22 protein-coding genes and 2 other RNA genes are annotated in these 24434 nt (G+C 39.0%); 15 read left to right on the top strand and 9 right to left on the bottom strand.

Features of this window, described 5'->3' with window-relative positions; genetic code table 11:
* Window positions 1-4 precede the first annotated feature (4 nt).
* Complete coding sequence (locus OW157_RS01470) at window positions 5-571, bottom strand: TetR/AcrR family transcriptional regulator (protein WP_268751559.1); 567 nt, start codon at window positions 569-571, stop codon at window positions 5-7.
* 176 nt (window positions 572-747) lie between these two features.
* Here OW157_RS01470 and OW157_RS01465 point away from each other — a divergent pair, with 176 nt between their 5' ends.
* Window positions 748-2211, top strand: coding sequence for an MFS transporter (locus OW157_RS01465; protein WP_268751558.1), 1464 nt, complete (start codon window positions 748-750; stop codon window positions 2209-2211).
* Between the two features lie 96 nt (window positions 2212-2307).
* Window positions 2308-2668: a transfer-messenger RNA gene (gene ssrA / locus OW157_RS01460) on the top strand.
* A 249-nt stretch (window positions 2669-2917) separates the two neighbouring features.
* Here ssrA and OW157_RS01455 read toward each other — a convergent pair.
* The 3 genes from OW157_RS01455 to OW157_RS01445 all read right to left on the bottom strand — a co-directional run bounded on the left by OW157_RS01455 (window position 2918) and on the right by OW157_RS01445 (window position 5456).
* Window positions 2918-3580 carry a hypothetical protein gene (locus OW157_RS01455; protein WP_268751557.1) on the bottom strand — a complete coding sequence of 221 codons (663 nt, stop codon included), beginning with the start codon at window positions 3578-3580 and terminating at the stop codon, window positions 2918-2920.
* Window positions 3581-4052: 472 nt separating this feature from the next.
* Window positions 4053-4883, bottom strand: coding sequence for an alpha/beta hydrolase family protein (locus OW157_RS01450; protein WP_268751556.1), 831 nt, complete (start codon window positions 4881-4883; stop codon window positions 4053-4055).
* A gap of 360 nt (window positions 4884-5243) precedes the next feature.
* A complete protein-coding gene (locus OW157_RS01445) occupies window positions 5244-5456 on the bottom strand; it encodes a hypothetical protein (RefSeq protein ID WP_268751555.1) in 213 nt (70 codons plus the stop codon).
* Window positions 5457-5678: 222 nt separating this feature from the next.
* Here OW157_RS01445 and OW157_RS01440 point away from each other — a divergent pair, with 222 nt between their 5' ends.
* From OW157_RS01440 to OW157_RS01425, 4 genes are all read left to right on the top strand, one after another.
* The gene (locus OW157_RS01440) at window positions 5679-6020 is read left to right on the top strand and encodes a DUF2187 family protein (protein WP_268751554.1); all 342 of its coding nucleotides are present in this window, start codon (window positions 5679-5681) and stop codon (window positions 6018-6020) included.
* A 157-nt stretch (window positions 6021-6177) separates the two neighbouring features.
* Window positions 6178-7218, top strand: coding sequence for a hypothetical protein (locus OW157_RS01435; RefSeq protein WP_268751553.1), 1041 nt, complete (start codon window positions 6178-6180; stop codon window positions 7216-7218).
* Window positions 7211-7609 carry a ribonuclease HI family protein gene (locus tag OW157_RS01430; protein WP_268751552.1) on the top strand — a complete coding sequence of 133 codons (399 nt, stop codon included), beginning with the start codon at window positions 7211-7213 and terminating at the stop codon, window positions 7607-7609. The genes OW157_RS01435 and OW157_RS01430 overlap by 8 nt, the downstream gene beginning before the upstream one ends.
* Before the next feature lie 116 nt (window positions 7610-7725).
* Window positions 7726-9213, top strand: a complete 1488-nt coding sequence (locus OW157_RS01425) for a M28 family peptidase (protein ID WP_268751551.1) — start codon at window positions 7726-7728, stop codon at window positions 9211-9213.
* Between the two features lie 171 nt (window positions 9214-9384).
* Here OW157_RS01425 and OW157_RS01420 read toward each other — a convergent pair whose 3' ends face one another.
* The 3 genes from OW157_RS01420 to gpsB form a co-directional block, all read right to left on the bottom strand.
* The gene (locus OW157_RS01420) at window positions 9385-10512 is read right to left on the bottom strand and encodes a THUMP domain-containing class I SAM-dependent RNA methyltransferase (RefSeq protein WP_268751550.1); all 1128 of its coding nucleotides are present in this window, start codon (window positions 10510-10512) and stop codon (window positions 9385-9387) included.
* Window positions 10513-10588: 76 nt separating this feature from the next.
* Window positions 10589-10944: RNase P RNA component class B (gene rnpB / locus OW157_RS01415), an RNA gene on the bottom strand.
* A gap of 41 nt (window positions 10945-10985) precedes the next feature.
* Window positions 10986-11363, bottom strand: coding sequence for a cell division regulator GpsB (gene gpsB, locus OW157_RS01410; protein WP_268751549.1), 378 nt, complete (start codon window positions 11361-11363; stop codon window positions 10986-10988).
* Window positions 11364-11586: 223 nt separating this feature from the next.
* Here gpsB and OW157_RS01405 point away from each other — a divergent pair, with 223 nt between their 5' ends.
* The 5 genes from OW157_RS01405 to dtd all read left to right on the top strand — a co-directional run bounded on the left by OW157_RS01405 (window position 11587) and on the right by dtd (window position 16504).
* Complete coding sequence (locus OW157_RS01405; RefSeq protein WP_268751548.1) at window positions 11587-12015, top strand: hypothetical protein; 429 nt, start codon at window positions 11587-11589, stop codon at window positions 12013-12015.
* A 2-nt stretch (window positions 12016-12017) separates the two neighbouring features.
* Window positions 12018-12965: a 50S ribosomal protein L11 methyltransferase gene (prmA, locus tag OW157_RS01400; RefSeq protein WP_268751547.1), complete on the top strand. Its 948-nt coding sequence runs from the start codon at window positions 12018-12020 to the stop codon at window positions 12963-12965.
* A 3-nt stretch (window positions 12966-12968) separates the two neighbouring features.
* Window positions 12969-13724: a 16S rRNA (uracil(1498)-N(3))-methyltransferase gene (locus OW157_RS01395; protein ID WP_268751546.1), complete on the top strand. Its 756-nt coding sequence runs from the start codon at window positions 12969-12971 to the stop codon at window positions 13722-13724.
* An 81-nt stretch (window positions 13725-13805) separates the two neighbouring features.
* The gene (locus OW157_RS01390) at window positions 13806-16049 is read left to right on the top strand and encodes a RelA/SpoT family protein (RefSeq protein WP_268751545.1); all 2244 of its coding nucleotides are present in this window, start codon (window positions 13806-13808) and stop codon (window positions 16047-16049) included.
* A gap of 8 nt (window positions 16050-16057) precedes the next feature.
* Complete coding sequence (gene dtd, locus OW157_RS01385) at window positions 16058-16504, top strand: D-aminoacyl-tRNA deacylase (protein ID WP_268751544.1); 447 nt, start codon at window positions 16058-16060, stop codon at window positions 16502-16504.
* Window positions 16505-16682: 178 nt separating this feature from the next.
* Here the strand turns inward: dtd and OW157_RS01380 are convergent, their stop codons facing one another.
* Window positions 16683-18038: an N-acetylmuramoyl-L-alanine amidase gene (locus OW157_RS01380; protein ID WP_268751543.1), complete on the bottom strand. Its 1356-nt coding sequence runs from the start codon at window positions 18036-18038 to the stop codon at window positions 16683-16685.
* Between the two features lie 349 nt (window positions 18039-18387).
* Between OW157_RS01380 and hisS the strand changes: the two genes are divergently transcribed.
* The 4 genes from hisS (at window position 18388) to OW157_RS01360 (ending at window position 23455) form a co-directional block, all read left to right on the top strand.
* A complete protein-coding gene (gene hisS, locus OW157_RS01375) occupies window positions 18388-19674 on the top strand; it encodes a histidine--tRNA ligase (protein WP_268751542.1) in 1287 nt (428 codons plus the stop codon).
* A 13-nt stretch (window positions 19675-19687) separates the two neighbouring features.
* Window positions 19688-21457 carry an aspartate--tRNA ligase gene (gene aspS / locus OW157_RS01370; RefSeq protein ID WP_268751541.1) on the top strand — a complete coding sequence of 590 codons (1770 nt, stop codon included), beginning with the start codon at window positions 19688-19690 and terminating at the stop codon, window positions 21455-21457.
* A 301-nt stretch (window positions 21458-21758) separates the two neighbouring features.
* On the top strand, window positions 21759-22793 hold the full coding sequence (sppA, locus tag OW157_RS01365) for a signal peptide peptidase SppA (protein ID WP_268751540.1): 1035 nt from the start codon (window positions 21759-21761) through the stop codon (window positions 22791-22793).
* 2 nt (window positions 22794-22795) lie between these two features.
* Window positions 22796-23455, top strand: a complete 660-nt coding sequence (locus tag OW157_RS01360; RefSeq protein ID WP_268751539.1) for an RDD family protein — start codon at window positions 22796-22798, stop codon at window positions 23453-23455.
* A 54-nt stretch (window positions 23456-23509) separates the two neighbouring features.
* Here OW157_RS01360 and OW157_RS01355 read toward each other — a convergent pair whose 3' ends face one another.
* On the bottom strand, window positions 23510-24364 hold the full coding sequence (locus OW157_RS01355) for a pyruvate, water dikinase regulatory protein (RefSeq protein ID WP_268751538.1): 855 nt from the start codon (window positions 24362-24364) through the stop codon (window positions 23510-23512).
* Between the last annotated feature and the right edge of the window lie 70 nt (window positions 24365-24434).

Genomic DNA, 24434 nt, shown 5'->3' with positions numbered 1-24434 from the left:
TGGACTAGTCTCCTTTTTTGGCGGGGAATATTTGTTTGTGAATGGCATATAATTTTTTTGCTGTTTGCTCATAAGGCAGGGGACGGTCATGTTTAAGCCACCATTTTATCGTTCCAGCCATAGCAGCAGTAAAATAAGCAATTGTAAACTCTAAATCAGCCGCTTCTTCACTAGAAAAATCATGACTAAGACCTTCTCGTTGATAATAAATATCGGCTAACCATTCTTGAAAATCAAAAAGATCTGCCTGAGAAAATAGGGTGCGAAATTCTGTGAAATTGCGATTGATATTATCCATGGAATTCATATAATGAGCTAATGTCATATCATGAAAAGAAGTGGTCCCCACTGGATTTGGTTGCGAGAACTGATTAAGTAAGTCATTTATGGCCTGCTGGAGTAGGTCATATTTATCATAATAATGAAGATAGAAGGTGGATCGATTAATATCAGCTGCCTCAGTGATATCACGAATGGCAATCTTATCAAAATGTTGACTTTGCAATAATTCCCAAAATGCAGAGTTTATTGCATTTCGTGTCTTTCGACTACGCCGATCTAAATTTGTCATTATACCCCTCCCTAGTAGTTTAACTACATTATAACAGAAAGTGTCGATTAATAAACATAAAAAATAATTTGCTCATTGATAGAAAACGCTTACTTTGGTAAATTATGTTTGTAAGGGATTTCACGATTTTTTGCAATTATTGTTTTATATTACTGTAATAGGAAAGAGGGTTTAATATGGCAGAAAAAGACTTACGGATGGGTAATACTAATAAGGTACCCAACCCACCACTAGAAGACGATAACAAGTCTTATTTAACAGCTAAACACAAAATAGGGTATTTATCCGGGGATGCAGGTGGAGTGGCGACCTTAGTAATGGTAACGACCTATATGAATCGTTACATTACTAATATCTTAGGTATTTCATTTAGTACCTTATCAATTTTATTATTAATTTGGAACGCTTGGGATATGATTAATGACCCGATGATGGGAATCTTTATGGATAAATCATTTGCTAAGTCCTCTAATCATAAGGATAAATTTAGACCTTGGATTTTACGTTCTATTCCCTTAATTGTCTTGGGCTTAATCGCACTATTTTCTGTTCCTTCTTTATTTGATGGGATGATTCAGATTGTTGCTTTATTCCTCGTTAAAATAGTATATGAGTTGGGTTATACCATGATGAATATTGCCATGGGATCTATTCTAGGGGTTATGGCCTTAAATGATACCGAACGGACGACACTTTCATCTGCTCGGGGAATGGGATCAACACTAGGTAACTTAGTTGCAGCAATGATTATTCCAATAATTCTTAGTAATTTAGGGGAAAATGCAATGGGATATGCTGTAGCTGGTACCTTTGCCGCTATTCTTGGTGGTATTTTGGTTTACATTCATTACTGGGGAACAGAAGAACGGAATGTCAAAGCTAAACTTGCTGCAGAAGAGCAAAGTGAGCCAGCAAAAATTACGGATATCTTTGATACCGTTAAGAAAAACCGGGCATTTATGTCCTTATGTTTACACTCTATCGTGATTGTTTTTGGTCAAACGATGTATAATACCACGATGCCTTATATTTATGGGGATGTATTTAATGATATCGGATTAATGTCCACTGCATCTGCTATTGGATTAGGAATTCCAGTTGTGCTTTTACTAATTTCGCCTTATTTGGTACGCTTAATTGGGACAACTGTTAAATTGATCCAATCATACTTATTAATCGCTACTGCCATTTTTATTGGTTTATATATTTGGCAATTGAGTGCAACCATCGTGCCAATTGTTTATGCTGTTCTAGTAAGTATCGCCTTCGCAATTATGATGATGTCAGTTCAGTTACAATGGGGCTTGGTTTCTGAAGCTATTGACTATAATGAATACATCACTGGCAAACGGAGTGAGGGCTCCATTTACGGTAACTTCTCCTTGACTCGTCGTATTGGTCAAATGTTAGCTCAATCATTAGTCGTTTTAATGATTGGTTGGATTGGCTATAGTCAATCTGCAGCAAATGCAGGTCAACCTCAAAGTGAAATGGCTCAATCTGGGTTAATTATCTTAAACTTGTTGGGACCAGCAGTGTGTGCTTTCTTCTCATTCTTATCTTTCAAATTCTTATGGAATATTGATGATAAAACCCGTACCGATATGGCTTTAGCGCGAAAAGCACGTTTGGATGATTAATTGATATAGAAATATAAGAGACCACCAAGTTCATCTTGGTGGTCTTTTATTGACTTAAAGCGGAAAAGGGGGTATAATGGGTGTTACTGATAAATCGGGGGTGTTATTGGATTCGACAGGCATGCCCCGAAGTTCAACTACATTTCGAAGAGACAGCTTCGTAAAAATGTCACAGTAAATCTAACTGACAAACAAGATAACCAAACTTTAGCTTTCGCTGCCTAAAAACAGTGAGCTAAGATCCGCCTAGCATCGCCCATGTGTTAGTTCCGGGTCCTATTGCAGTGGGATACGTCTGAAGCTTCCGCCTGGAGCAACAGAAAGAGATTAATCAGGCAAGCAATCTAGACGGGTTTGTTTATTCGCCCCTAGTGCGCTAATAAGCAATAAACTATGAGTGTAAAAGTTGGACATTCGGAATGTCTGGACAGGGGTTCAAATCCCCTCACCTCCATAATAAGCTTACGAAGAAGCTCGAATTATTAATAAAATCGTTTAGATACTTGTTATAAAAGTTTTTAAACGATTTTTTTATTAGGCATCTAATAAAGTTTATGATAAGTAAGATGTACTGCTATTTCATTACTGACTTTTGGAATCCAACCAAGCGAACGGTGCTTGTATAAAGTAAAAAGGCTGGGATTTTGGTCCCAGCCTTTTGTTTATATTTTCTTATCATAAATGTTAATCAACTAGCCAATTATATTTAGTCTAAGTTAGCAGTGACTTGATAAGAGTCGATATTTTCTTGGCTATTAGCATCTATAACATGAAGTGTGAAGCTTAATTCACCAGCAAGTTCTGGAAGTCCTTCATTTGATAAGTCTTCAATTTCTAAATCAGCATCATCAGTTTCTCCAGAAGAAATATCTTCATCCATTTCGATATTTTCTGGGGCAATTTCTTCACCGTTGATGGTAACGGAATCAGCCTTAACAACAATGGTTTTGTCACTATTGTTAGTAATCGTCATTTCAATCTCGATATCATCGTTATCATCATCGTCATCATTATCACCATCGACATCTTTTTTGATTGAAATGAGTTTTGCAGTGATTAAGTCATCATCAGTGATCTCAGTATCTAATTGGATTTTTGAATCATTTCCAGAGTTATTTGAGTCATTTTGATTGTCTTTGTCATCATCATTATTATCGTTGTCATCTTTATCATCGTTATCGTCTTTATCATCATTTTCATTTTGATCGTCATTGTTTTCGCTACTATTGGCGCTTTCGTCATCAGAGCTATTGTTGCTACTTACTTCACTCGTATTATCTTTGTTTTCTTGATTGTTTTGATTATCGTCTTGGTTACCACAAGCGGCTAAAGCAATCGCTGCTAGACCAATTAAAACTAATTTTTTCATAAACATAATTCCTCCTAGAATTGATTAGTGATAGGGTATACGACTAATATGATTCCAACTGATTAGGCCAAAGATTTACCCTGGTACTCCACAGGCTTGATAAGTAGTAGCTTATACCATTGCTATGAATGGCTATTATCGTCATTTTTATAGCATTTGATACCTATAATTAAAGATAACATATGTCACTTTAATGATAAATATATACAGCTTTTGCCTACATAGCTTCCCTCCTAAATGTAAATAGCTGACGGATTTGCAGGATAGCCAAATTTAAAATCAAATGGCTAAATGGAACAAATAAAAAACCATTTATTTAATTTTAACATTGCCTAAGATAAATGCAAACGATAACACTTATAGAAGACCTGTTAAGAATGAGTCTTGTATGGAACTAGTTAACTGAATTAGTCTGAACGTAATCGTTATAAAAATTAAACAATCCATAATCATAAATATTTTGAAGAATTTCTTATAATTGAATGTCATAATTAAGAAAGTCATTAATTAAATCATCATTGTAGATGTAAAAATTATCAGTGGAATGACCACCGACTGTATCAATTAATGTGGTATTTTCTGGTAGGTCGTTTTTTAACTGCCCTGAATGGAGGGTTAAGTCGACTACATCATCGTCTCTTCCATGAAAAATTAAAAAATTTGCTTGAGAGAGTTTTTCAGGGTGATCAGCGGGATTGTAGTATCTATCCCAATAGCTATAAGCTCGTGGATTATTAATGGTCATTTGTGCTGTGTCATAAACAGGGAAGGTACCGATCATTTTTTGAAACAGATCTGGTTGCTCAGCAATCATCCGATAAGCATTGACTCCACCTGCAGAAGTAGCCCATAGCGTCCAATAGGGATTGTAATGATCTCTCGGTCCTTCTAATTGGTATAACTTCTTCAGTGATTCAATTCCGTCTTGGTTTCCCCACACATCGGTATCTAAACTAATGCTTAAAGAGCGATAATTATTTTCCAAAGCCCTTTCTTTTTGGTAGATATAGAAGCTTACACCTTCTTCAGATTTTGTTTTATAATTTTCGCTTGACCGTTGACTACCGTGTAGGGCGAGTAAAATAGGCTTATCATAAAACTTATCAAAATCACTTTGATATTCTATGCTATAAACATCACGACCATTTAGACGATAATGATATTCCACTAATTCCGACTCAAAAAAGCCATTATCCCAGAGTTTATAACCAGAGTAGAGTATGACTGTAATAAAAATACCCATACAAATTGTTAAAAAAGGGAAAGCGCCAATATAATTTTCTTCACTATGTCTTCCTCCCAATACATCACGTCTATAGATCATTTGCAGGCAATAGTGTCTCTATTTTTAACACCGTAACTATAATTTAAATCTTGATTAATAGTATTAATTCCTAAAAGGATCTTTGAGTGAATTTTTATCCTTTATAAGGATAACATTTTATGAGATAAAGAATAATTTGCGTTTTTGTGTATTCAGTAAGAGAGAATGCTTACAAAATTATTTTTAAAAGGAATAAAAGGTATAATCAAAAAGGACAGACCATTAGTCCATCCTTTTAGTTTAGCTATTTTATTCAATAGGATTTGGTCGCTATTAGCCAAAGTTCATCCATTAGTCTAGTGATTTAACTTATTGATAGTACAAAATGTCCTAAACTTTCTATTGGTCAGCAAATATCACTGAAACACCAACTGTACTGGTGATACCGTCTTTTACACATTCCATATGGATAATGGTAAGTTGATTTTGGTTGGCATAATCAACGACTTCTTGGTGGAGGTTAGAAACAACCTCTTGTTCGGTTTTGCGTCTTATTCCTAGAGCATTTGATCGTTCATTACGATAATCAAAGTATTTATGTTTATAGTTCATGATGAAATCCTTTCAAAAAAATAAATAGGGTTTTGAGCTGGCGATTCAGTAGTGTCTAGCCTTTTAATCGTAGTAAAGTTTAGCGAAAATAAAGAATAATTTCAAGAATAAATGGTGATAACTGAGGCCTCAATAGCATACTAATAGCTAGCACAGGCTTTTTCACAATTAATGTGATATAATGGAACATGTAGCTAATGTACAGAAAGAAGAGGGATAGTTATGGCTATTAAGTTGACGTCAAATATGCAGTCTTTAGTTGAGTCTGAATTACGACGTGGGACATCTAAGTCACGAATCGCTGCTTTACTGGATTTATCTTACGATGATGCCATCGAAATTATTAATGAGGTCAAGGAATCTGTTCGACCTGAAGTCGGCGATGAAATTCGTTTTAGTTTCCGTGACCATGAAATGATTGGTATCATAGAAAAACTCTTAACGAATTCTGCTGTAGTTGAAATCTATTGGGATTATTCCGAGAATGTGATGCGCGATATCTGTCTAGAGAAAACCATTGTTAATTTCAAAGATATTAAGGAATTTGTACATATAGCTAATTGATGATTTAGCATTATTATTATTTATGTTATTATTAGAGCACGATTGTGTTAATTTGGAGTGAGCTTGGTAAGACCAAGCTCATTTTTTTCTGGTCTGATGAGGGGCTTTTTTAGCGAATTGTGCTATAATTGGCTCTAATATAGAGAGGTGAGTGCTTGTGTCAGATACGATAAACTTTCCTAACAGTGAGGATGCTTATATCCGTAAGGCTGTGGATGCTTATAAGGATTTGGATTATCCATTAGCCATTGTATACTTTAACCAAGGCCGTGATGCCTTTTCTACTGCTAAAGACTTTGTGAAACGGACGGTGGAGCTCTTTTTAGAGTCAAATCTAATTGAAGAAGCTCTAAATATAGCGGAATTAGGCGATTTGATGAATGAAATGTCTGCGAGCCAGGATTTTGCTGAGTCAGACTTTCTCTATGGCCGAAATTCAAGCCAAAGCTTAGATTTTACCGAAGTCGTTCTCAATTATTATGATAATGTGGGGATAGACTGGCCAGATCTCGTTAAAGAATGGTTGAGTGTTGATTTTCCTGTACGTGTGATCAAGCAAGAGGTAGTATCAGCCATTTTTCCTGACTTGTTTGCGCAATTCACTGTTGAAGCAGATGAGACAGTAGACAAAGGACATTTCTACCAATTATTGCAGAAGGCATTACAGGGAGAGAAATTAGCTATTTATGATGAGGCTTACTTTATTCAAGCTTTACATCAGGAAGATGATTTGTTGTTGGACCAACAGTGGGCAGATTTATTGGCAAGGACTCCGTCTCTAGTTTTTGTGACGGATTTATTGGAGACTTATTTGGACTTAGAACTAGCAGAACAAGAGTTTAAAACGATTACGATCCATCATGAATTAAAAGGGTTCAATACTGCGAATCTGACGCATTTAGTCGATAGCGACTTTTTCCAAGCAGGAAATGACTTTATCGCAGCTAAGTATTATCAGAATCCTCAAGTAATGGCTTATTTAGAAACACAATGGAAACTGTTTGTAGCTTTAATTTATCCATTCTTCAGTGATTTAGCGTTAACGGCAGAAGAGCTGATTTCTTTAATCTATAGCGACTTTATCCAGGCTGATGAACATTTGCAGCTTTCACCAGAAAAATTTGCTGACTGGGAACAGCTCAACCAAGCGGTAACGACCTTATTAGGTCAATATAAGGAGGGGTTGGCAGATGATTAGATTGTCCATTGATGGGTCAGTAGACAACCAATATGGCAAGGCAGGTGTAGGGATTGTTTGGAACGAAAACAAGCAGTCCAAGCCATTTAAATTCCCTTTGCAGCAAGAAATGGATAACCATCAAGCAGAATTTTGGGCTTTACGAATTGCTATTGAGCTCTTAAAGAAAGCCCATAAAGAAGGGGAAATTATCTTATGCCAAACTGATTCGCGCACAGTTTTTGATGCCGTTGAGAAAAATTATCACCCGCAAAATACCTATAATCGCTTAGCTCACCGCATCAACGAAGATTTAGCAGATTTTGACCAATTTAATTTACTATGGGTACCGGAACGTGATAATCGTGGGGCGGATAATCTTGCCAAGCAAGCCTTACAAATGCAAAGTTAATTATTAAAAAGCCAAGTCTGACTGATTTGGCTTTTTTAGTTATCCTTCATACATACAATTGATAAAACGCTTACTATGGCGTAAAATAGAGATAATTAAAGATGGGAGGTTTTTTTATGAATGCATTTATGGAGAAATATTTGGGTAAATTATCAAACACTCGGCCTATTTTTTTATCAAGCTTGACTTTGGCAGCTATATTTGCATTAAATACGCCTAATGTTCAGGCTGCTCAAGATGGAAGCCAAGTTGGGACGGCTAGCACTGAAGCTCAAGTGCAAGTAGTCAATGAAGTGAATAATGAAACGGATTCTCTTGAAGAGCAAGCTAAAGTTCAAAGCTCTGGAGAAAGTAACAGTGAGCAAGGGAATGCTGATTTAGAAACGCTAGACCAAGAACCAGGCGAAAAATCATCGGTTAATGCCTCAAAAGAAAACACTGATTACGGTGTCCAGGCCTATGACCATATGGCTAACTTGGGTCAAGTCATTGGTAGTCGGCCTGCTGGAACCGAAAAGGAATACACCGCTCGCGATTATATTGTATCTCAACTCCAAGCAATGGGTTACCATGTAGATATCCAAGCGTTTGATTTTGCTGATAAAGGTGAAGTAAAGACCTCACATAATATTTCTGCGTTAAAGGCAGGTGAAGAAGACAAGGAAATTATTTTAGGTGCTCATTATGACTCTGTCACTGATGGCGGCTCTACTGGTGCTGATGATAATGCCTCTGGTGTGGGTGTTTTACTAGAAAATGCGCAACGGCTTTATGGGGTAAGAACTCGCTATGGTATCCGTTTTGTTTCCTTTGGTGCTGAAGAAGTGGGTTTAAAAGGCTCTCAATATTATGTGGATCAAATGTCGCCATTGCAACGTGATAAGACCATTGCTATGATTAATTTAGATACCCTAGCCGCTGGTGACCAAGCCTATGTTTACTCTGGTATCGACGATAATACTTGGGTAGCTGAAACCGCTTGGAGATTGGCAGAAGAATTAGGTCTTAATGTTGCTACTAATCCAGGTTTGAATCCAGATTACCCTGCTGGTAAGACAGGGGACTGGTCTGACCACGCTGCCTTTAGACAAGCAGGAATTCCGGTGGCTTATTTTGAATCCACTAACTGGGAACTTGGAGATAAGGACGGCTATGTTCAGACCAAAGTAGCTGGACCAATTATGCATACAGAAAAAGATAACCTTGACTTTATCTCTCAGACTTTCCCAGGTCGAATTCAAAGCAATTTAGCCACCCATTCAGAATTACTTTACTATCTCTTATTAAGTCTTAGCCAACCGTTAGCAAGCGAACCTACTAATGAGGACCTGCCGAGTGATGGAGTTGTAGTTGTTCCCCCAGCAACCGCTAATAAGGGGCAAGCCGACAAAACAGTAAACTCACTTGCCACAAACAAGAAGCAAGACTTAGATGAAGGCTATCATTTTGATCAATCGAAAGTAATAGACCAGATTGACCATTCTAAAAATCTTGAAAAGGGTACCAGTATCGCTTTACCTACTACAGGTGGTCAGTGGGCTGTCAGTGGCTTGTTTGGTCTGCTGATTGTTGGAATTGGCTTTGCCTTATTTAGGAAGAGATAGGTTTTAATAGATGGATAGTCACGCGTCAAAAGAGAAACTTTGAAGTGTTTCTCTTTTGGCTTTTTTAATTTACATTAAGTACTCTTTTTAAAAATAAAAGGCTGGGCTATTTGCCCAGCCTTTCAAATTGATAAGGTTATTATATAGAAGATAACTAGGCCGACCTAGTTATTATTTGCGGTCGCCCCAATATTGGAAGAGGTCAGTACGTAAAGACCCATTATAGAGTTTACGTTTCTTAGTGGCTTTTTCGCCGTAATAGTTTTCAAAGTCGAGATCAGAGGTCAAGATATACTTGGACCAGGTATTTAAGGGGCTGAAGACTTGTCCCATTTCTCGGTACAAGTTATGAACATAATCCTGGTCATTCAAACGCTCTCCATATGGCGGGTTTGAAACGATGATACCGAAAGACTTGTCAGTAGTGAAGTCAGCGACTTGCATTTGTTTAAAGCTTATTTGTTGGCCGACGCCAGCTGCTTGAGCATTGGCTTGAGCAATAGTAATCATACGATGATCAATATCAGTGCCTAAAATATCTAATTGAATGTCGTGGTCAATTTGTGCGCGAGCTTCTTCACGAGCGTGGTCAAATTCAGCTTTTTGGAAAATATCCCAGTCTTCACTGACAAAGTGGCGGTTAAGGCCAGGAGCCATATTCATCCCCATCATGGCGGCCTCAATTAGCAGGGTACCAGACCCACAAGTTGGATCCACTAAGGGTTTATCTGGGAACCAAGTAGTCAGTTTCATGATAGCGGCTGCCATGTTTTCTTTCAGTGGGGCACCACCTTTTTCGGTCCGGTAACCTCGTTTAAATAAACTTGACCCCGTCGTATCTAAAGTAATTAGAGCCACATCTTTATGGAGGCTGACTTCGATGGGGTACTTAGCACCAGTTTCTGGTAAACGACCGCGCCGGTGGTAAACATTGGCTAAGCGGTCGACCGCGGCTTTCTTCACCATTTTTTGGCAATTTGGTACAGAATGTAATTTAGATTTGACGGATTTTCCGGTCACTGGGAATTCGGCATCCATAGGGAGGATGTCTTCCCAGGCAATCGCCTTAGCGCCTTCATATAGCTGGTCAAAAGTGATGGCTTTAAATTCGGCCATGACAATTTTAATGTGGTCAGCAGTTCTTAGGTGAAGATTACATTTAGCGATATCGTCAAGCTCACCTTGGAAACGAACACGACCGTTTTCAACTTGGCAGTCATATCCCATGGCTTTGAGCTCTTTACCGACTAGGCCTTCGATACCTGCTGCAGCAGTAGCAATTAATTGATAGCTAGTCATAGAAACCTCCCATTTATTTTGTGTTTTTAATTATAAAAAAAGGTTGGAACACGGTCCAACCTTACCTGATGTAAATTTCGATAAGCCATGTTCTGTTCCCTTAGTATGCAGGATCATACTAAGTTTGGTAATCATCTATCTCTGTTAAACAGCTTGTCTTTTAGTTGAATTCCTTAAGACAAACGCCCCGACCAAAGTTTGGGTTGCTCACTCGAGGGGTTTACCGCGTTCCAGCTAAATACTTTCATATTTAGATCGTCTCTGTGGCACTTTCAAGTTGACTCAAGCATAGCCTAAAGGCCTTAGCTTTTTTAACTGCCGTCATGGCTCTAGCTTATGATTTCGCTAGACACGAACACTACAAGCATCTCAGCTTGTGTGAGCATGGACTTTCCTCAGGTAAAATAACTTTACCCGCGATTACCTGAAATTTACATTATTACATGATACCATAAATCTATGAAAAAGGGGGATTATTTTTCGTAAACAACAGTATCATTGTCTTCTGAGTCATCGTTATCACGTGCTTGAGACCGGCTTTGGTTGCCAAAGACGGCTTTCTCTAATTTGGATAGGCGACGTAGAATATCGTAATTTGTGGTACCTACATTAGCACTAGCACTGGATTTTTCCTTGCCTTCATTAGTGGTCTTATTGCTACGTTGACTACTTGATTGGTGCTTCAAACGATCGACTTCATTACGAAGATAAGCAAGTTCTTTTTCATAAGATTCATAGTCACGAATAATTAGATCTAAGAATTCATCGACTTCCTCTGTGTTAAATCCTCTAAGAGCAGGTTTAAACTGCTTTTGTAGGATATCTTTGGTTGTTAAGTTACGTTCAGCCATCACTACACCCCATTAATAATAATCTACTCCCAATTATAGCATATTTTATTGTTATCTGTCGGTAAAAGCGATTAGAATTATTGGCCCTTAATGATTTCTTTAGGGTTTAGGGCTAAGAAGAATTTCCTTATAATTGAGTACAGATATTTGTCGGCTTTTTTCATTATTTTAAGGGGAGCTTACTCACAAAATCATGTATAATAAATAGAAAAGGTGGGATACCATGACAGATATTATCACTTACTTACAAGCAGAATTAAAACATTATGACACAAATTACCCTTGGCAAATCATTGTTCATGAAGATATACAGAGTGTTTTCATCAAAATATACTTACCCGTGGTGGATTCCGGTTATTATGAGCTGATTTTTCACTTAGATGGTCTTGTTGACCAAGTGGTGGAAACACCGAAAAAGATTATCTTGCCCTTATTTAATCAAGCCGACAAAACGGAAAAAGGCTATTTAGAGGCCTTATTATTGGGGATGCGGGAATTGAGCCACCGTTTAGGGACACAAATTCAGGAATTAGAGGCTGGCAAGCGGCTAACAGTCGACCTAACTTGGCCCAATAAATCTTTAGAATCGATTATTGCTACCCGTAAATCATTAGATCGTTATGATTATGGCTTGCTTGGATTGGAGGGTTAAGCTTGGATTGGATTGAATTATGGATTGAAACGGATCACCAAGCAGTGGAAATGATTAGTGAATATCTTTGGCTATTAGGCTCAACTGGGGTGTCAATCAAGGACAAATCAGACTTCACCCAACTGCCAGATGATGGTTACGGTACCATTATTGGCGACTTGCCAGAAGATGATTATGCGGATCATCCTTTAGTTCTCGGGTATTTTGCAGAAGACGCAGCTATGGATGGAATTATAGCAGAATTACAAGACTATATTACGACTTATAATCAAAGCCTTACCGATGATCCCATTACTGTTTATACCATGCGTTATGAAAAAATTCAGAGCGATGAATGGGAAAACAAATGGAAGGACTACTATCATCCCATTCAAATCAGCCGATATTTGAGTATTGTACCAGTCTGGGAAGATTATTTGCCGAATATTGATTTAGAGACCTGCATTTATCTTGATCCGGGAATGGCTTTTGGAACGGGTTCTCATCCCACCACCGCATTGATTTTACTATTAATGGAAGCATCCATACGCCAAGGAATGAAAGTTATTGATGTAGGGACTGGATCAGGAATATTAGCGATTGCGGCTAAAAAATTAGGGGCCGAATCAGTAGATGCTTATGAATATGATGAATCGGTAATTACCACGGCCAAGGCCAATATCCAACTCAACACTGATATGGACCAAGTCAATGTCGCCTATAACGATAAGCTAACTGGTATCACTAAACAGGTTGACTTGATTACGGCTAATATTTTGGCCGATATATTACTTCCTTTGATTCCTCAAGCTTATGCGAATCTCAAAGCTCAGGGCATCTTGCTCTTATCTGGCATTTATTATGATCAGCTAGACACCATCAAAGTTGCCTTAAATGATCAAAATTTTCAAGTCGATTTACTTATTCAAAAAGGCGATTGGTACGCTATCAAGGCGATAAAGGGGGCCTAGCGGATGCAACGTTATTTTGTTGAAGAAGATTTACTTTCTGAAGGACAAAGCGTAACTCTAGAGGGAGAGATATTCCACCATGTTTCTCGGGTTATGCGGATGCAAAGTGGCCAAGAAATTTATTTGGTTGGGGGCAATCAAGTGGCCTATGTTGCTGAAATCAACCGAATAGACGACAAAATGCTCCAAGCACGCTTGTTAAGGCGAGTTGAAGAAAACAAAGAACTTCCAGTGACAACGACCCTCTTCGTGTGTTTACCCAAGGGAGACAAGTTTGATTTAATTGCGCAAAAAACAACTGAATTAGGGGTGGACTATATTGTTCCGGTAGCCAGTCGCTATGCCATTACTAAATGGACTTCACAGAAAGCTGGCAAAAAAATTAGCCGGTTACAAAAAATTTGCCAACAAGCAGCTGAGCAGTCCCATCGTACAGTCATTCCTCAAGTGCTTGACTTAATGACGGTGGACCAGGTGGCAAAATCACTTCAAGCTTATGATGGTCTTTTAATTGCCTTTGAAGAAACAGCCAAGGCTGGCCAACATGGCCAACTCAAGGAAAGTTTGAAGGCAGTGCAAGCTGGTCAACATCTTGCTTTCTTCTTTGGACCAGAAGGAGGGATTCATCCAGATGAAGTGGCGTGTTTAATCCAAGCTGGAAGCCATGTCAAGTTATGTAGTTTAGGACCACGTATTTTACGGGCCGAAACAGCACCATTGTATGCCTTAACGGCTTTGTCTTATGAGTTGGAGCTTTAAATTACTGCTAGCACTATGTTTTTTGTCTAATATATGATTCGTGCTATAATGGAAAGAAAGATAATAGAGAGGGGTGACAATATGCCAAAAAATAAAGATTATAGCAAAATGGATGTTATTAACAAGTGTCGCGACTATATGAACAAGGAGCGTTTGGCTATTGTTATCAAAGCCAGTAATTTTGCTGAGCGTGCCCATCGTGATCAGATGCGTAAATCAGGAGAACCTTATTTCATGCACCCAGTTCAAGTTGCGGGTATTCTAGCGGAGTTACAAATGGACTCAGATACAGTAGCGACTGGTTTTTTGCATGATGTGGTTGAAGATACTGGTATTTCTCTCGATGATATTGCCTATCATTTCTCACCCACCATTGCTCAATTGGTCGATGGGGTCACTAAATTAGGTAAGTTCAAGTTTAAGTCTCACGAAGAACAATTAGCGGAAAACCACCGAAAAATGCTTTTAGCTATGGCCAATGATCTGCGAGTTATTATGGTTAAATTAGCGGACCGGCTACATAATATGCGGACTTTGAAATACCACCGTCCAGAAAAACAAGTCAGTATTTCCAAGGAAACTTTGGAGATATACGCTCCCTTGGCAGATCGCCTAGGGATTTCGCAAATTAAGTGGGAATTAGAAGACATTGCACTGCGGTATATTGATCCTGAAGCTTACTATAGTATTGTACAGTTAATTGATTCCAAACGTAATGAGCGTGACCGTTATATTAATAACACCATTGAGGAATTGAAACGACACGTCGCTGAAGTGGTTAGTGATGACTTTGAGATTTATGGCCGTCCTAAACATATTTATTCTATCTATCGGAAGATGAAAGACCAAAACAAGGACTTTAGCCAAATTTATGATCTCTTGGCTATTCGGGTTGTAGTAGATTCAGTGCGTGATTGTTATGCCGTTTTAGGTATCATTCACACCAATTGGAAACCCATGCCAGGTCGTTTCAAGGATTATATTGCCATGCCAAAAGCCAACCTCTACCAGTCATTACATACTACAGTGATGGGAGATTTCGGCATGCCAGTAGAAATTCAGATTCGAACCTTTGAAATGCATGAGGTAGCCGAATATGGGGTAGCTGCTCATTGGGCTTATAAATTGGGTGACCACTCTAAGGTCAAAGACAATCCCTTACAGCCACAATTGGATTGGTTTAATCAAATTGAAGAACTACAAAACGAATCCAATGATGCTACTGATTTTATGCAGAGTGTCAAGGAAGACATCTTCAAAGACAAGGTCTATGTTTTCACCCCTAAAGGTGATGTGACTGAATTACCAGCTGGGTCGGGTCCACTTGACTTTGCCTACTCCATTCACTCTGAAGTAGGGAATAAAACAGTGGGAGCCAAAGTCAATAACCGGATTGAACCCCTTAACTATCAATTGAAAACAGGGGATATTGTCGAAATATTAACATCAAAGAATTCTACTGGTCCTAGTCGCGATTGGATTAACTTGGTTACGACTAGTCGGGCCCGCAATAAAATCAAGCGCTTCTTTAAACTACAAGTCCGTGATGAAAATATTGAAAAGGGCCGGCAAATGGTTGAACATGCGGTTGATGAATTAGGTTTTTCTTTTAAAGAGCTTTATAGCAAAGAAATGGAAGAAGCACTTTTAGCGCGTTTCAACTTCTCCGCCAGTGAAGATTTATTTGCTGCCGTTGGATTTGGTGAGTTATCGACGACCGCAGTGGCCAACCGAATCACCGAAAAGGAAAGAAAGAAAAAGTTAGAAGAACAACGACAAGTTTCCGTTGAAATGAGTCTCAAGGAAAATTCAGAAAAACACGACAAAGAAAAAAGCAAGACCCAAAAAATGACCGTTCGTCATAAAAATGGGGTCATTGTTGAGGGAGCAAATAACCTCTTGATTCGTTTGGCTCATTGTTGTAATCCTTTACCGGGTGATGATATTGTGGGTTATATCACCAAAGGACGGGGGGTCTCTGTCCACCGTCGCGACTGTAATAATGTTAAGTTATCACCTGAAATCCAAGATCGCTTGATTGAAGTCGATTGGGAGGATACGGCTGCCCAAGACCCGGATATGACTTATGAAGTAGAAATTGAAGTCATTGCCTTTGATCGGTCAGGGTTATTGAATGAGGTTCTACAAGTTATTACCCCTTTAACCCAAAAAATTACCAATATTAATGGTAATGTATCTCACGAATCATCGACTGTTAAGTTGAAATTGAAAGTATTAATTCAGAATATCAACCAATTAGATAAAATTATTGATAAAATTAATAATATCCCTGATATTTATGAAGTCTATCGAACAGAATCTTAGGAGGCATTATGCGCGTTATTATTCAAAGAGTAAATGAAGCTAGTGTAAGTATTGCTAAGGAAGAAAAAGCTGCTATAAAAAAGGGCTTTATGCTATTAGTAGGTGTTCATGATGACGACACTGAAGAAACTGTGGACTATATGGCCAAAAAGATTGCGAAAATGCGCATTTTTTCTGATGAAGATGATAAATTGAACTTAGATATCAAGCAGGTGGGTGGCGAAATATTATCGATTTCCCAATTTACCCTATATGCAAGAACACGTAAGGGAAACCGACCAAGTTTTATTGATGCGGCCAAACCCGACCATGGTGATCGACTCTATCAGTTATTAAATCAAAAACTTAATGAAGACTATGACATTGAAGTTAAAACGGGAGAATTTGGTGCTGATATGCAAGTTAGTCTTATCAATGATGGCCCCGTGACGATTATTTTAGATTCCAATGAATAAACAGTATGAGATAAAGCAAAGAGGCTGGGATAAACTCCCAGCCTCTTCATATTATATGAATATTCATTTCCTAGTAAGCCTTTGAGGAGAAGGGCAAACATGCCTTTCCTAAAAGACTTAACCAGCTAATTGCTATCTGCAGTCTTTTGGTCCAAGGCTTCTGTTCTTATCGCATCCTTTATTTTTGGAAGTAAACCACTAAACCATCGTAAACGGCCTCAGCGACATCTTGGTAGTAATCATCTTGAGTGAAGGTTTTAACATCAGATGGGTTAGACATGTAGCCGAGCTCTAACAAGAGTGAAGGCGCTGGATTCTCCCGGGTGACTTGGAAGTCCCCAAAACGGATTCCATTAGAAGACAGTGGTAATTGTTCGAGAAGTTGAGCTTGGACTGCTTGGGCGAGAGGGACGGATCCATCATCATAGTAATAGGTTGATGTCCCAGAGGCCGAAATTGAATCATAGGCGTCGAAATGGAGGCTGATGAAAGCATCCGCCCCAGTGCGCTTAGATATTTCGACCCGCTCACCAAGTTCAACTGTAGAGTCGTCTTCACGAGTTAAATAAACTGTCGCACCGGCTGCTTCTAACTTATCTTTAACGGCGTGGGCTGTTTTAAGGGTAACAGATTTTTCGTTGATAGTATCGTTCATGGCACCAGGGTCATCACCACCATGTCCTGGGTCTAAGACAATGACTTGGTTGCTAAGTGTACTGGTTTCTTCCATTTGATTAGCCAAATCTGCCATGGCTGTGGCATTGGAATCTGCCAACCAGTTGGCGATATAACCTTCTTGACCATCTGCTAGTTGAACATGGTAATAAGCATCTTCTTGGCCTAAATAAGTTAATACATCTTCTTCAGCTGTTTTGCCGATAATTTCTGCCCCTGGTTCTGGTGCTTGACGGATATTGACCCCTTCAGCTGTCGGAACGACAGAATATTGGCCGTCAGCAAGCAGGTCGTCTTGTAAATCTTGCATGCGACTAGTAATCACCGCTCCTTCAGACATGGTACCAGGGGTAATTTCGATGGTATCTTGACTAATCCACGCCGTTCCCTGGTCTGTTTGGATTTGTACCCAACCATCGATTTGGTGAAGAATTTGGAACTTTTGATGTTTTTGCGCTTCAGCAATTTGCTTGGAATCAACCGTATTGTCTTCGTATATTGGAGCAGAATCGGCTAATACAGTGGCGATAAAGGATGAGGTTTCAGCAAAGGCTTGCGGGTTAACCAACCATTTAGGCAGCCATCCAGTGGAATTATCTTTTAATTTTACATAATACCAATCATTTTCTTCACGCATGATTTGATAGGGCGTATCTTTGGTCAATTGCCGTTCGATATCATAGGTAACGCCAGGTCCTTGACGCATGTTGACTACTTCCATGGTCAATTTTCGACTGGTCGCTTGATTATCCTTGTAGACAAAAAAGGCCATACTGCCAAGGCAAAGCAAAAAAATAAGTAAATAAATAAAATATAGTGATTTGTAACGTTTAAATTCAGCTTGCCATTTTTCCAGCATAAGTTTCTTCGCTCCTTATCTTATTAAAGTTTACCGATAAAGCAGGTGAAGTGCAATAACAGATTCTTTTCTTGACAAGTTTTTTACTTTATTATAATCTATAAACAGATAAAAAACCGTTAATAGAGAGAGATTATCATTGTTTTTCTAAGCGAGGATTAGTTGGTGTAAGGATCTAAAAGGGATGATGTATCTGACGCTCTAGAGGTGGTTAGTGAAAGCTAACCCGTGACACGCGTTAAGTGCTTAGCAGCTTCGGCTGAAACTAAGGTGGTACCACGATTAATTCGTCCTTATTCTAATGTTAGTATTGGAATGAGGACTTTTTTTATAGAATGGAGGAAATGCCATGATTCAAAAACCTAAAGGAACTGCCGATATCTTACCCGGTCAAGTAGAAATTTGGCAATATATTGAGTCAACTGCTCGAGAAATTTTGCATAATTATCGTTTCTTTGAAATTCGGACACCAATGTTTGAGAGTTTTGAGCTCTTTTCACGTGGGGTTGGTGAAACGACTGATGTAATCACCAAGGAAATGTATGACTTTTATGACAAGGGTGACCGTCATATCGCTCTAAAACCAGAAGGCACAGCACCAATTGCCCGTGCCTTTGTGGAAAATAAACTCTATGCCCCTGAAGAAGTTAAGCCTTATAAGGTTTACTACATGGGACCAATGTTTCGTTATGAGCGGCCGCAAAGTGGACGTCAACGCCAATTCAACCAACTCGGTGTTGAGGTATTTGGTGGTGAAAATGCGGCAACTGATGTTGAAACTATTGCCTTGGCTATCGATATTCTCCAAGCATTAGGTGTCAGCAATTATAAGTTAGTGATTAATTCTCTTGGCAGTGAAGAAAGTCGTCAAACTTATCGCCAGGCCTTAATTGATTACTTAGAACCATATTATGACCAACTTAGTGAGGATTCTCAAACGCGTCTTCACCAAAATCCTCTGCGAGTATTAGATAGTAAGGATCCTAAAGATATCGAAATTGTTGAAGGGGCGCCAAGTATTTTAGACGCCTTGTCAGAAGACTCCAAAGAACGCTTCCAATTGGTTCAAGAACTTTTAACACGTTTAAAAATTCCTTTTGAAATTGATGCCAATATGGTGCGTGGCTTGGATTATTACCAAGAAACTATTTTTGAAATTATGACTGACGCCAAAGATTTTGGTGCTCAAAGCACGATTGTTGGTGGCGGTAACTATGATGGTTTAGTGAATGAGCTATCTGATGGCAAACAGTCAGTGCCTGGCTTTGGTTTTGCAATTGGGATTGAACGGTTGATTTTATTGATGCAAGCCCAAGGTGTTGACTTGCCGGAAAGCCATCCTTTAGATGTTTATGTGGTTAATTTTGGTGAGGAAGCCTCAAAATACGCCACGCAAATCACTCAGCGCGTTCGTCATGCCGGTTTTTCTTGTGATCGAGACTTCTTCGACCGTAAAGCTAAAAAGCAATTCAAGGAAGCCGATAAACTTGGGGCCGACTTGGTCATTACGATTGGTGACCAAGAAATTACTGACAACCAAATTCAAGTGAAAAATATGAGTTCAGGGAAACAAGAAAGCTTCTCATTTGAAGATCTAACGGCTGATTTCAGCAAAATTTACGAAAAAATGAAATAAAAAGGGGATAACTATGCAAAGAACAGTATATTGTGGACAAGTAAGTGAAAAGCATGTGGGACAAGCGATTACCTTGAAAGGTTGGGTACAAAAACGCCGTGACCTTGGTGGGGTTATCTTTGTCGATTTACGTGACCGAGAAGGTTTAGTGCAAGTGGTCTTCAATGTGGAGAACTTAGGCGACCAATTTTCTGAAGCTGAACGTTTACGCTCAGAGTACGTTATTGAAGTCACTGGTGATTTAGTACACCGTGATGAAGACTTGGTGAATCCTAAACTAGCAACAGGTCAGTACGAATTAATGGTAAAAGAGCTGACAATTTTAAACACTGCTAAAACCCCACCATTCCCAGTAGAAGATGACATCGATGTAAATGATGATATCCGTATGAAATACCGTTATGTGGACCTTCGTCGTCCTAAGATGGCCAGCAATATGAAATTACGTCACCAAGTCGTTTCTACCATTCATCGCTACTTGGATGATGAAAACTTCATTGAAGTGGAAACGCCTTACTTAACTAAATCTACACCAGAAGGGGCACGTGACTATCTCGTTCCATCTCGAATTCACCAAGGAGAATTTTACGCCTTACCACAATCACCACAATTATTTAAACAATTATTGATGTCAGCTGGGATGGACCGTTACTACCAAATCGTTCGTTGCTTCCGTGACGAAGACTTGCGCGGCGACCGTCAACCTGAATTTACTCAAGTGGACTTGGAAACCACTTTCCTTAGCCAAGAAGAAATTCGTGATTTAGTTGAAAACATGTTGAAAGCGATTATGGACCGGACCAAGGGGATTGAAATTACAGAAGACTTCCCAGTTATGACCTATGACGAAGCGATGAGCCGTTACGGGACAGATAAGCCAGATACTCGTTTTGGCTTGGAACTTGTTGATATTTCTGACATCGTTGACCAATATGATTTTAAGGTCTTCAACCAAGCTATTGAAAATGGTGGTATTGTTAAAGCCATTAATATCAAAGGTGCAGGCGACAACTATTCACGTAAAGACCTTGATGGATTAACTGACTTCGCCAGCACATATGGTGCTAAAGGAGTCGCTTGGATCAAGGTAACGGATGATGGCTTATCTGGACCGATTGGTAAATTCTTCAAAGATAACCCGGAACCGTTAATGTCACGCTTAGAGGCAGAATCTGGTGATATTTTAGCCTTCGTTGCTGACTCAGAAACGGTTGTTAACCAATCCTTAGCCGAAATTCGTTTGAAATTTGGTCGTGAACTTGAATTAATGGATAAAGATCAATTTAACTTCTTATGGGTAGTTAACTGGCCACTATTAGAATACGATGCAGATACTAAGCGCTATACTGCCATGCACCATCCATTTACCATGCCTAACGAAGAGGACTTGGATAAATTGGCTAGCGAGCCTGAATCTGTTTATGCTCAAGCTTATGATATTGTCTTAAATGGTTATGAAATTGGCGGGGGTTCATTACGTATCTACCAAAAAGATACCCAAATTGAAATGTTTAAAGCTTTAGGATTTACCGAAGAATCTGCCCAAGAACAATTTGCCTTCCTTTTAGATGCGCTAGACTATGGTTTCCCTCCACATGGTGGATTAGCTTTAGGTCTTGATCGTTTAGTAATGCTTTTAGCTGGTGAAGAAAATATTCGTGAAGTCATTGCCTTCCCTAAAAATGGACGCGCCTTTGATCCATTGACTCAAGCACCAAGCCCAGTTTCTTTTGATCAGCTTGAAGATTTAGCTTTACAAGTCACTAAAATCGACATCGACTAGTAAACAGGGTGCGACAAAAGTCGTAAAGAACAGAAGCCTTGGACTAAAACACGAAAGATGGCAAACGGTCATCAGAGAGTTTTAGGAAAGGCAGTCTGTTCTGACTTTTGGAACCCGACTAAACAGGATGTGAGCAAAAGCGGTAAGAGCGAGAGATTTGAGCCACTAGGCAAAAGATACGAACTTAAATCTTTTAGCCTATTGGACAAATATCCGAAGCTCTTGCTTTTCAGAGCTCGACTAGGAGATTGTACAAAAAGGCTGAGACTATTGTCCAAGTCTCTTAAAATAGGAGGTTATCATGAAAAGAAAGTGGATTGTTGTTGTCATTGCTTTGGTGATTTTAGTTTTAGGTGCAATGGGAAGTTCTATATCTCAAGAGCAACGCGCTCAATGGTTAGAAAATTCCTTTTCTGAGTTTGAAGACCAAACTGTCTCTGAAAAAGAGATTCAATCTGGAGACCCCGCTAAAAAGGTTGCCGTATTAGATATCAATGGCATGATTGCTGATACTGGAGAAACGTCTCCTTTTGAAGCTAGCCCTTCTTATGACCACCAAGGGACTTTAAAAGCTTTGGATCAAATTGAATCAGATGATTCAGTGAAGGCAATTCTGTTAAAAGTTGATTCTCCGGGTGGAACAACTTATCATAGTGAAGAACTCACTAAGCGTTTACAAGAAGTCAAAGAAGCCCGTGATATCCCTATCTACGTCTCAATGGGAACTACCGCTGCCTCAGGAGGGTATATGGTATCAATGGTTGGAGACAAGATCTTTGCTGATAACGAAACCCTCACTGGTTCTATTGGTGTGATTATGTCTAGCCCTAACTTCTCAGGCTTTATGGAAGAACACGGCTTGGACATGACGGTTTATAAATCCGGAGACAACAAGGATATGGGCTCTCCTTACAAGGAACCTTCTGATGAAGAGCGAGAGATTTTCCAATCGTTAATTGATGAATCTTATAATCGTTTCGTTTCTACAGTGGCTAACGGGCGCGATATGTCTGAAGAGGATGTGCGTGACTTAGCTGACGGACGAGTCTATTCTGGAAGTCAAGCCAAAAACAATGGTTTGATTGATGAAATTGGTTATGAAGATGATGCCTTGGCTGCTTTGATGTCTGATAATGGTCTTGATGGCGGTCAAGTCGTAGATATGACACCTAATAATGATGATGACTATTTTACCCGTTTATTCTCTATGTTCTCAACGCGCCAAGCAGAAGATAAGGCTGCCGAAATGTCAGTGGCTGAAGAAATGCAAATGATTGAAAAACAAATAAATGAACCTAATACACCTCAACTTTACTATATGTATGGAGGTGAATAAGCATGGATACCAAAACTACAAGCCAAAATCATGACAATTCTAATAAAGATCTACCTGAGTTAAATGATAAAGCCTATCTAGGCGTGCTTGAGTCTGAACAAGACCGCCAGCGATACCAACGCAAGAAAAAATCCCGTCGTTTATCCGGCCATGAATTATGGAGTAAAAATCGTAAGAATGTCCGCAATAATGTGGTTGATGGTTTTTCCAAGTACTTGTATGCTGGCTTTTGGGTACGGACCGTTGCTTTTCTTATCGATATGATTATGGTATGGGCCCTACAGGCATTGTTATTAGGGGGAGCCAATTATTTTAGCCCAGAACCGATAGCTAGTCTATCTCTTCCCTTAAACTATGTCATTAAACAAGCTATCTTGATTATCTACTTCACACTAACGACTTATTTACTAAATGGCCAAAGCTTTGGTAAGTTATTATTAGATATTCAAGTGGTCCATGATAAACAAGAACGCTTATCTCTAGGGACTTGTTTTATTCGTGAAGGTTTAGGTAAGTTAATCTTATCAACTATTCCAATATTAGCAATCACAGTGATTTTCTCTCGTAAACGTGAAAACTTTATCGATTACTTTACCGATACTAATGTGATTTCCTTGAAACAATTCCGTTTTCTCTATGAAGAAATTGGTTTAAATCAATAAACATTTTAAAAGTCCTCCAACTATTTTAGTGGAGGACTTTTTTTAATCGATTCGTTAAGTCAAATCGATATCAGAATTATTAAATTCAGAATTTAAGAACATTAAAATTAAAGTCGCAGTTTCTTCAATTGACCGGTCAGCAACATTGATGACCGGACACTGTAGATCTTCATAAACCTGGTCAGCATAATTTAATTCCACTTGGATACGGTCATCATTAGAGTAAAGGGATGAATTCTCGATACCATAAGACCGCAAACGTTCGCGACGAAATTTATTTAAGACATTAACATCATTGGTTAAACCGATAATCTTGTCACGATTAATCTCATAGATAATCTCAGGTAAGTTAGCCTCAGGCACTAAAGGCAGGTTGGCAACCTTATAGCCAAGATTAGCTAAATACATGGAAAGGGGGGTTTTTGACGTACGAGAGATACCTAGAAGGACAATATCGGCTTCCTTAAAACGGTTAGGGTGTTGGCCATCATCATTTAAGACTGCAAACTCCAAGGCCTCAATGCGTCGATAATATTCATCGTTTAATTTATGACGGATACCAGGCTTCTGTCGCGCTTGACTATGGAACCGTCTCTCCATATCAGCAATTACTGGGGCGACAAGATTGTAGAAGAAAAGATTATTATCCTGACAAAACTTTTCCGTGTAGTCTTGCATCTTGGGATCAATAAGTGAAGAGATAATCCCCACCCCTTGCTCTTTGGCTTGATTGAGAATAGGCTGTAAACTGTCTAAACGTTGGATAAAAGGGAAGAGTTGGTAGGAACAGTCCACCTCAGGGAACTGAACAGATGCCGATTGATAAACATCTTGCACTAAGGAACCAACCGCATCAGAAATTAAAAAGTAATCGACGGCTTGCTTGTTTTGCTTATTATTTGTAGCCATAAGTAAACCTCCTATTAGAATGCTTCTATTTTAACATGACTTGAGCATAAGGATTGGCAGAAGGAAAAAA

Origin of the sequence: Aerococcus kribbianus (assembly GCF_026805545.1) — a bacterium.
In the GTDB taxonomy this organism is placed as follows: domain Bacteria; phylum Bacillota; class Bacilli; order Lactobacillales; family Aerococcaceae; genus Aerococcus; species Aerococcus kribbianus.
The sequence above is the reverse complement of the archived record's forward strand: the minus strand, read 5'-3'. Positions and strand labels throughout refer to the sequence as shown.

Excerpts from the sequence above, each read along its gene's own strand:
- OW157_RS01430 (WP_268751552.1), top strand. The coding sequence starts at position 7,211 with ATGATTAGATTGTCCATTGATGGGTCAGTAGACAACCAATATGGCAAG.
- hisS (WP_268751542.1), top strand. The coding sequence starts at position 18,388 with ATGATTCAAAAACCTAAAGGAACTGCCGATATCTTACCCGGTCAAGTA.
- OW157_RS01420 (WP_268751550.1), bottom strand. The coding sequence starts at position 10,512 with ATGACTAGCTATCAATTAATTGCTACTGCTGCAGCAGGTATCGAAGGC.
- OW157_RS01360 (WP_268751539.1), top strand. The coding sequence starts at position 22,796 with ATGGATACCAAAACTACAAGCCAAAATCATGACAATTCTAATAAAGAT.
- OW157_RS01440 (WP_268751554.1), top strand. The coding sequence starts at position 5,679 with ATGGCTATTAAGTTGACGTCAAATATGCAGTCTTTAGTTGAGTCTGAA.
- OW157_RS01465 (WP_268751558.1), top strand. The coding sequence starts at position 748 with ATGGCAGAAAAAGACTTACGGATGGGTAATACTAATAAGGTACCCAAC.
- OW157_RS01455 (WP_268751557.1), bottom strand. The coding sequence starts at position 3,580 with ATGAAAAAATTAGTTTTAATTGGTCTAGCAGCGATTGCTTTAGCCGCT.
- OW157_RS01405 (WP_268751548.1), top strand. The coding sequence starts at position 11,587 with ATGACAGATATTATCACTTACTTACAAGCAGAATTAAAACATTATGAC.
- OW157_RS01355 (WP_268751538.1), bottom strand. The coding sequence starts at position 24,364 with ATGGCTACAAATAATAAGCAAAACAAGCAAGCCGTCGATTACTTTTTA.
- OW157_RS01390 (WP_268751545.1), top strand. The coding sequence starts at position 13,806 with ATGCCAAAAAATAAAGATTATAGCAAAATGGATGTTATTAACAAGTGT.
- OW157_RS01395 (WP_268751546.1), top strand. The coding sequence starts at position 12,969 with ATGCAACGTTATTTTGTTGAAGAAGATTTACTTTCTGAAGGACAAAGC.
- aspS (WP_268751541.1), top strand. The coding sequence starts at position 19,688 with ATGCAAAGAACAGTATATTGTGGACAAGTAAGTGAAAAGCATGTGGGA.
- OW157_RS01380 (WP_268751543.1), bottom strand. The coding sequence starts at position 18,038 with ATGCTGGAAAAATGGCAAGCTGAATTTAAACGTTACAAATCACTATAT.
- sppA (WP_268751540.1), top strand. The coding sequence starts at position 21,759 with ATGAAAAGAAAGTGGATTGTTGTTGTCATTGCTTTGGTGATTTTAGTT.
- gpsB (WP_268751549.1), bottom strand. The coding sequence starts at position 11,363 with ATGGCTGAACGTAACTTAACAACCAAAGATATCCTACAAAAGCAGTTT.
- OW157_RS01470 (WP_268751559.1), bottom strand. The coding sequence starts at position 571 with ATGACAAATTTAGATCGGCGTAGTCGAAAGACACGAAATGCAATAAAC.
- OW157_RS01425 (WP_268751551.1), top strand. The coding sequence starts at position 7,726 with ATGAATGCATTTATGGAGAAATATTTGGGTAAATTATCAAACACTCGG.
- OW157_RS01445 (WP_268751555.1), bottom strand. The coding sequence starts at position 5,456 with ATGAACTATAAACATAAATACTTTGATTATCGTAATGAACGATCAAAT.
- dtd (WP_268751544.1), top strand. The coding sequence starts at position 16,058 with ATGCGCGTTATTATTCAAAGAGTAAATGAAGCTAGTGTAAGTATTGCT.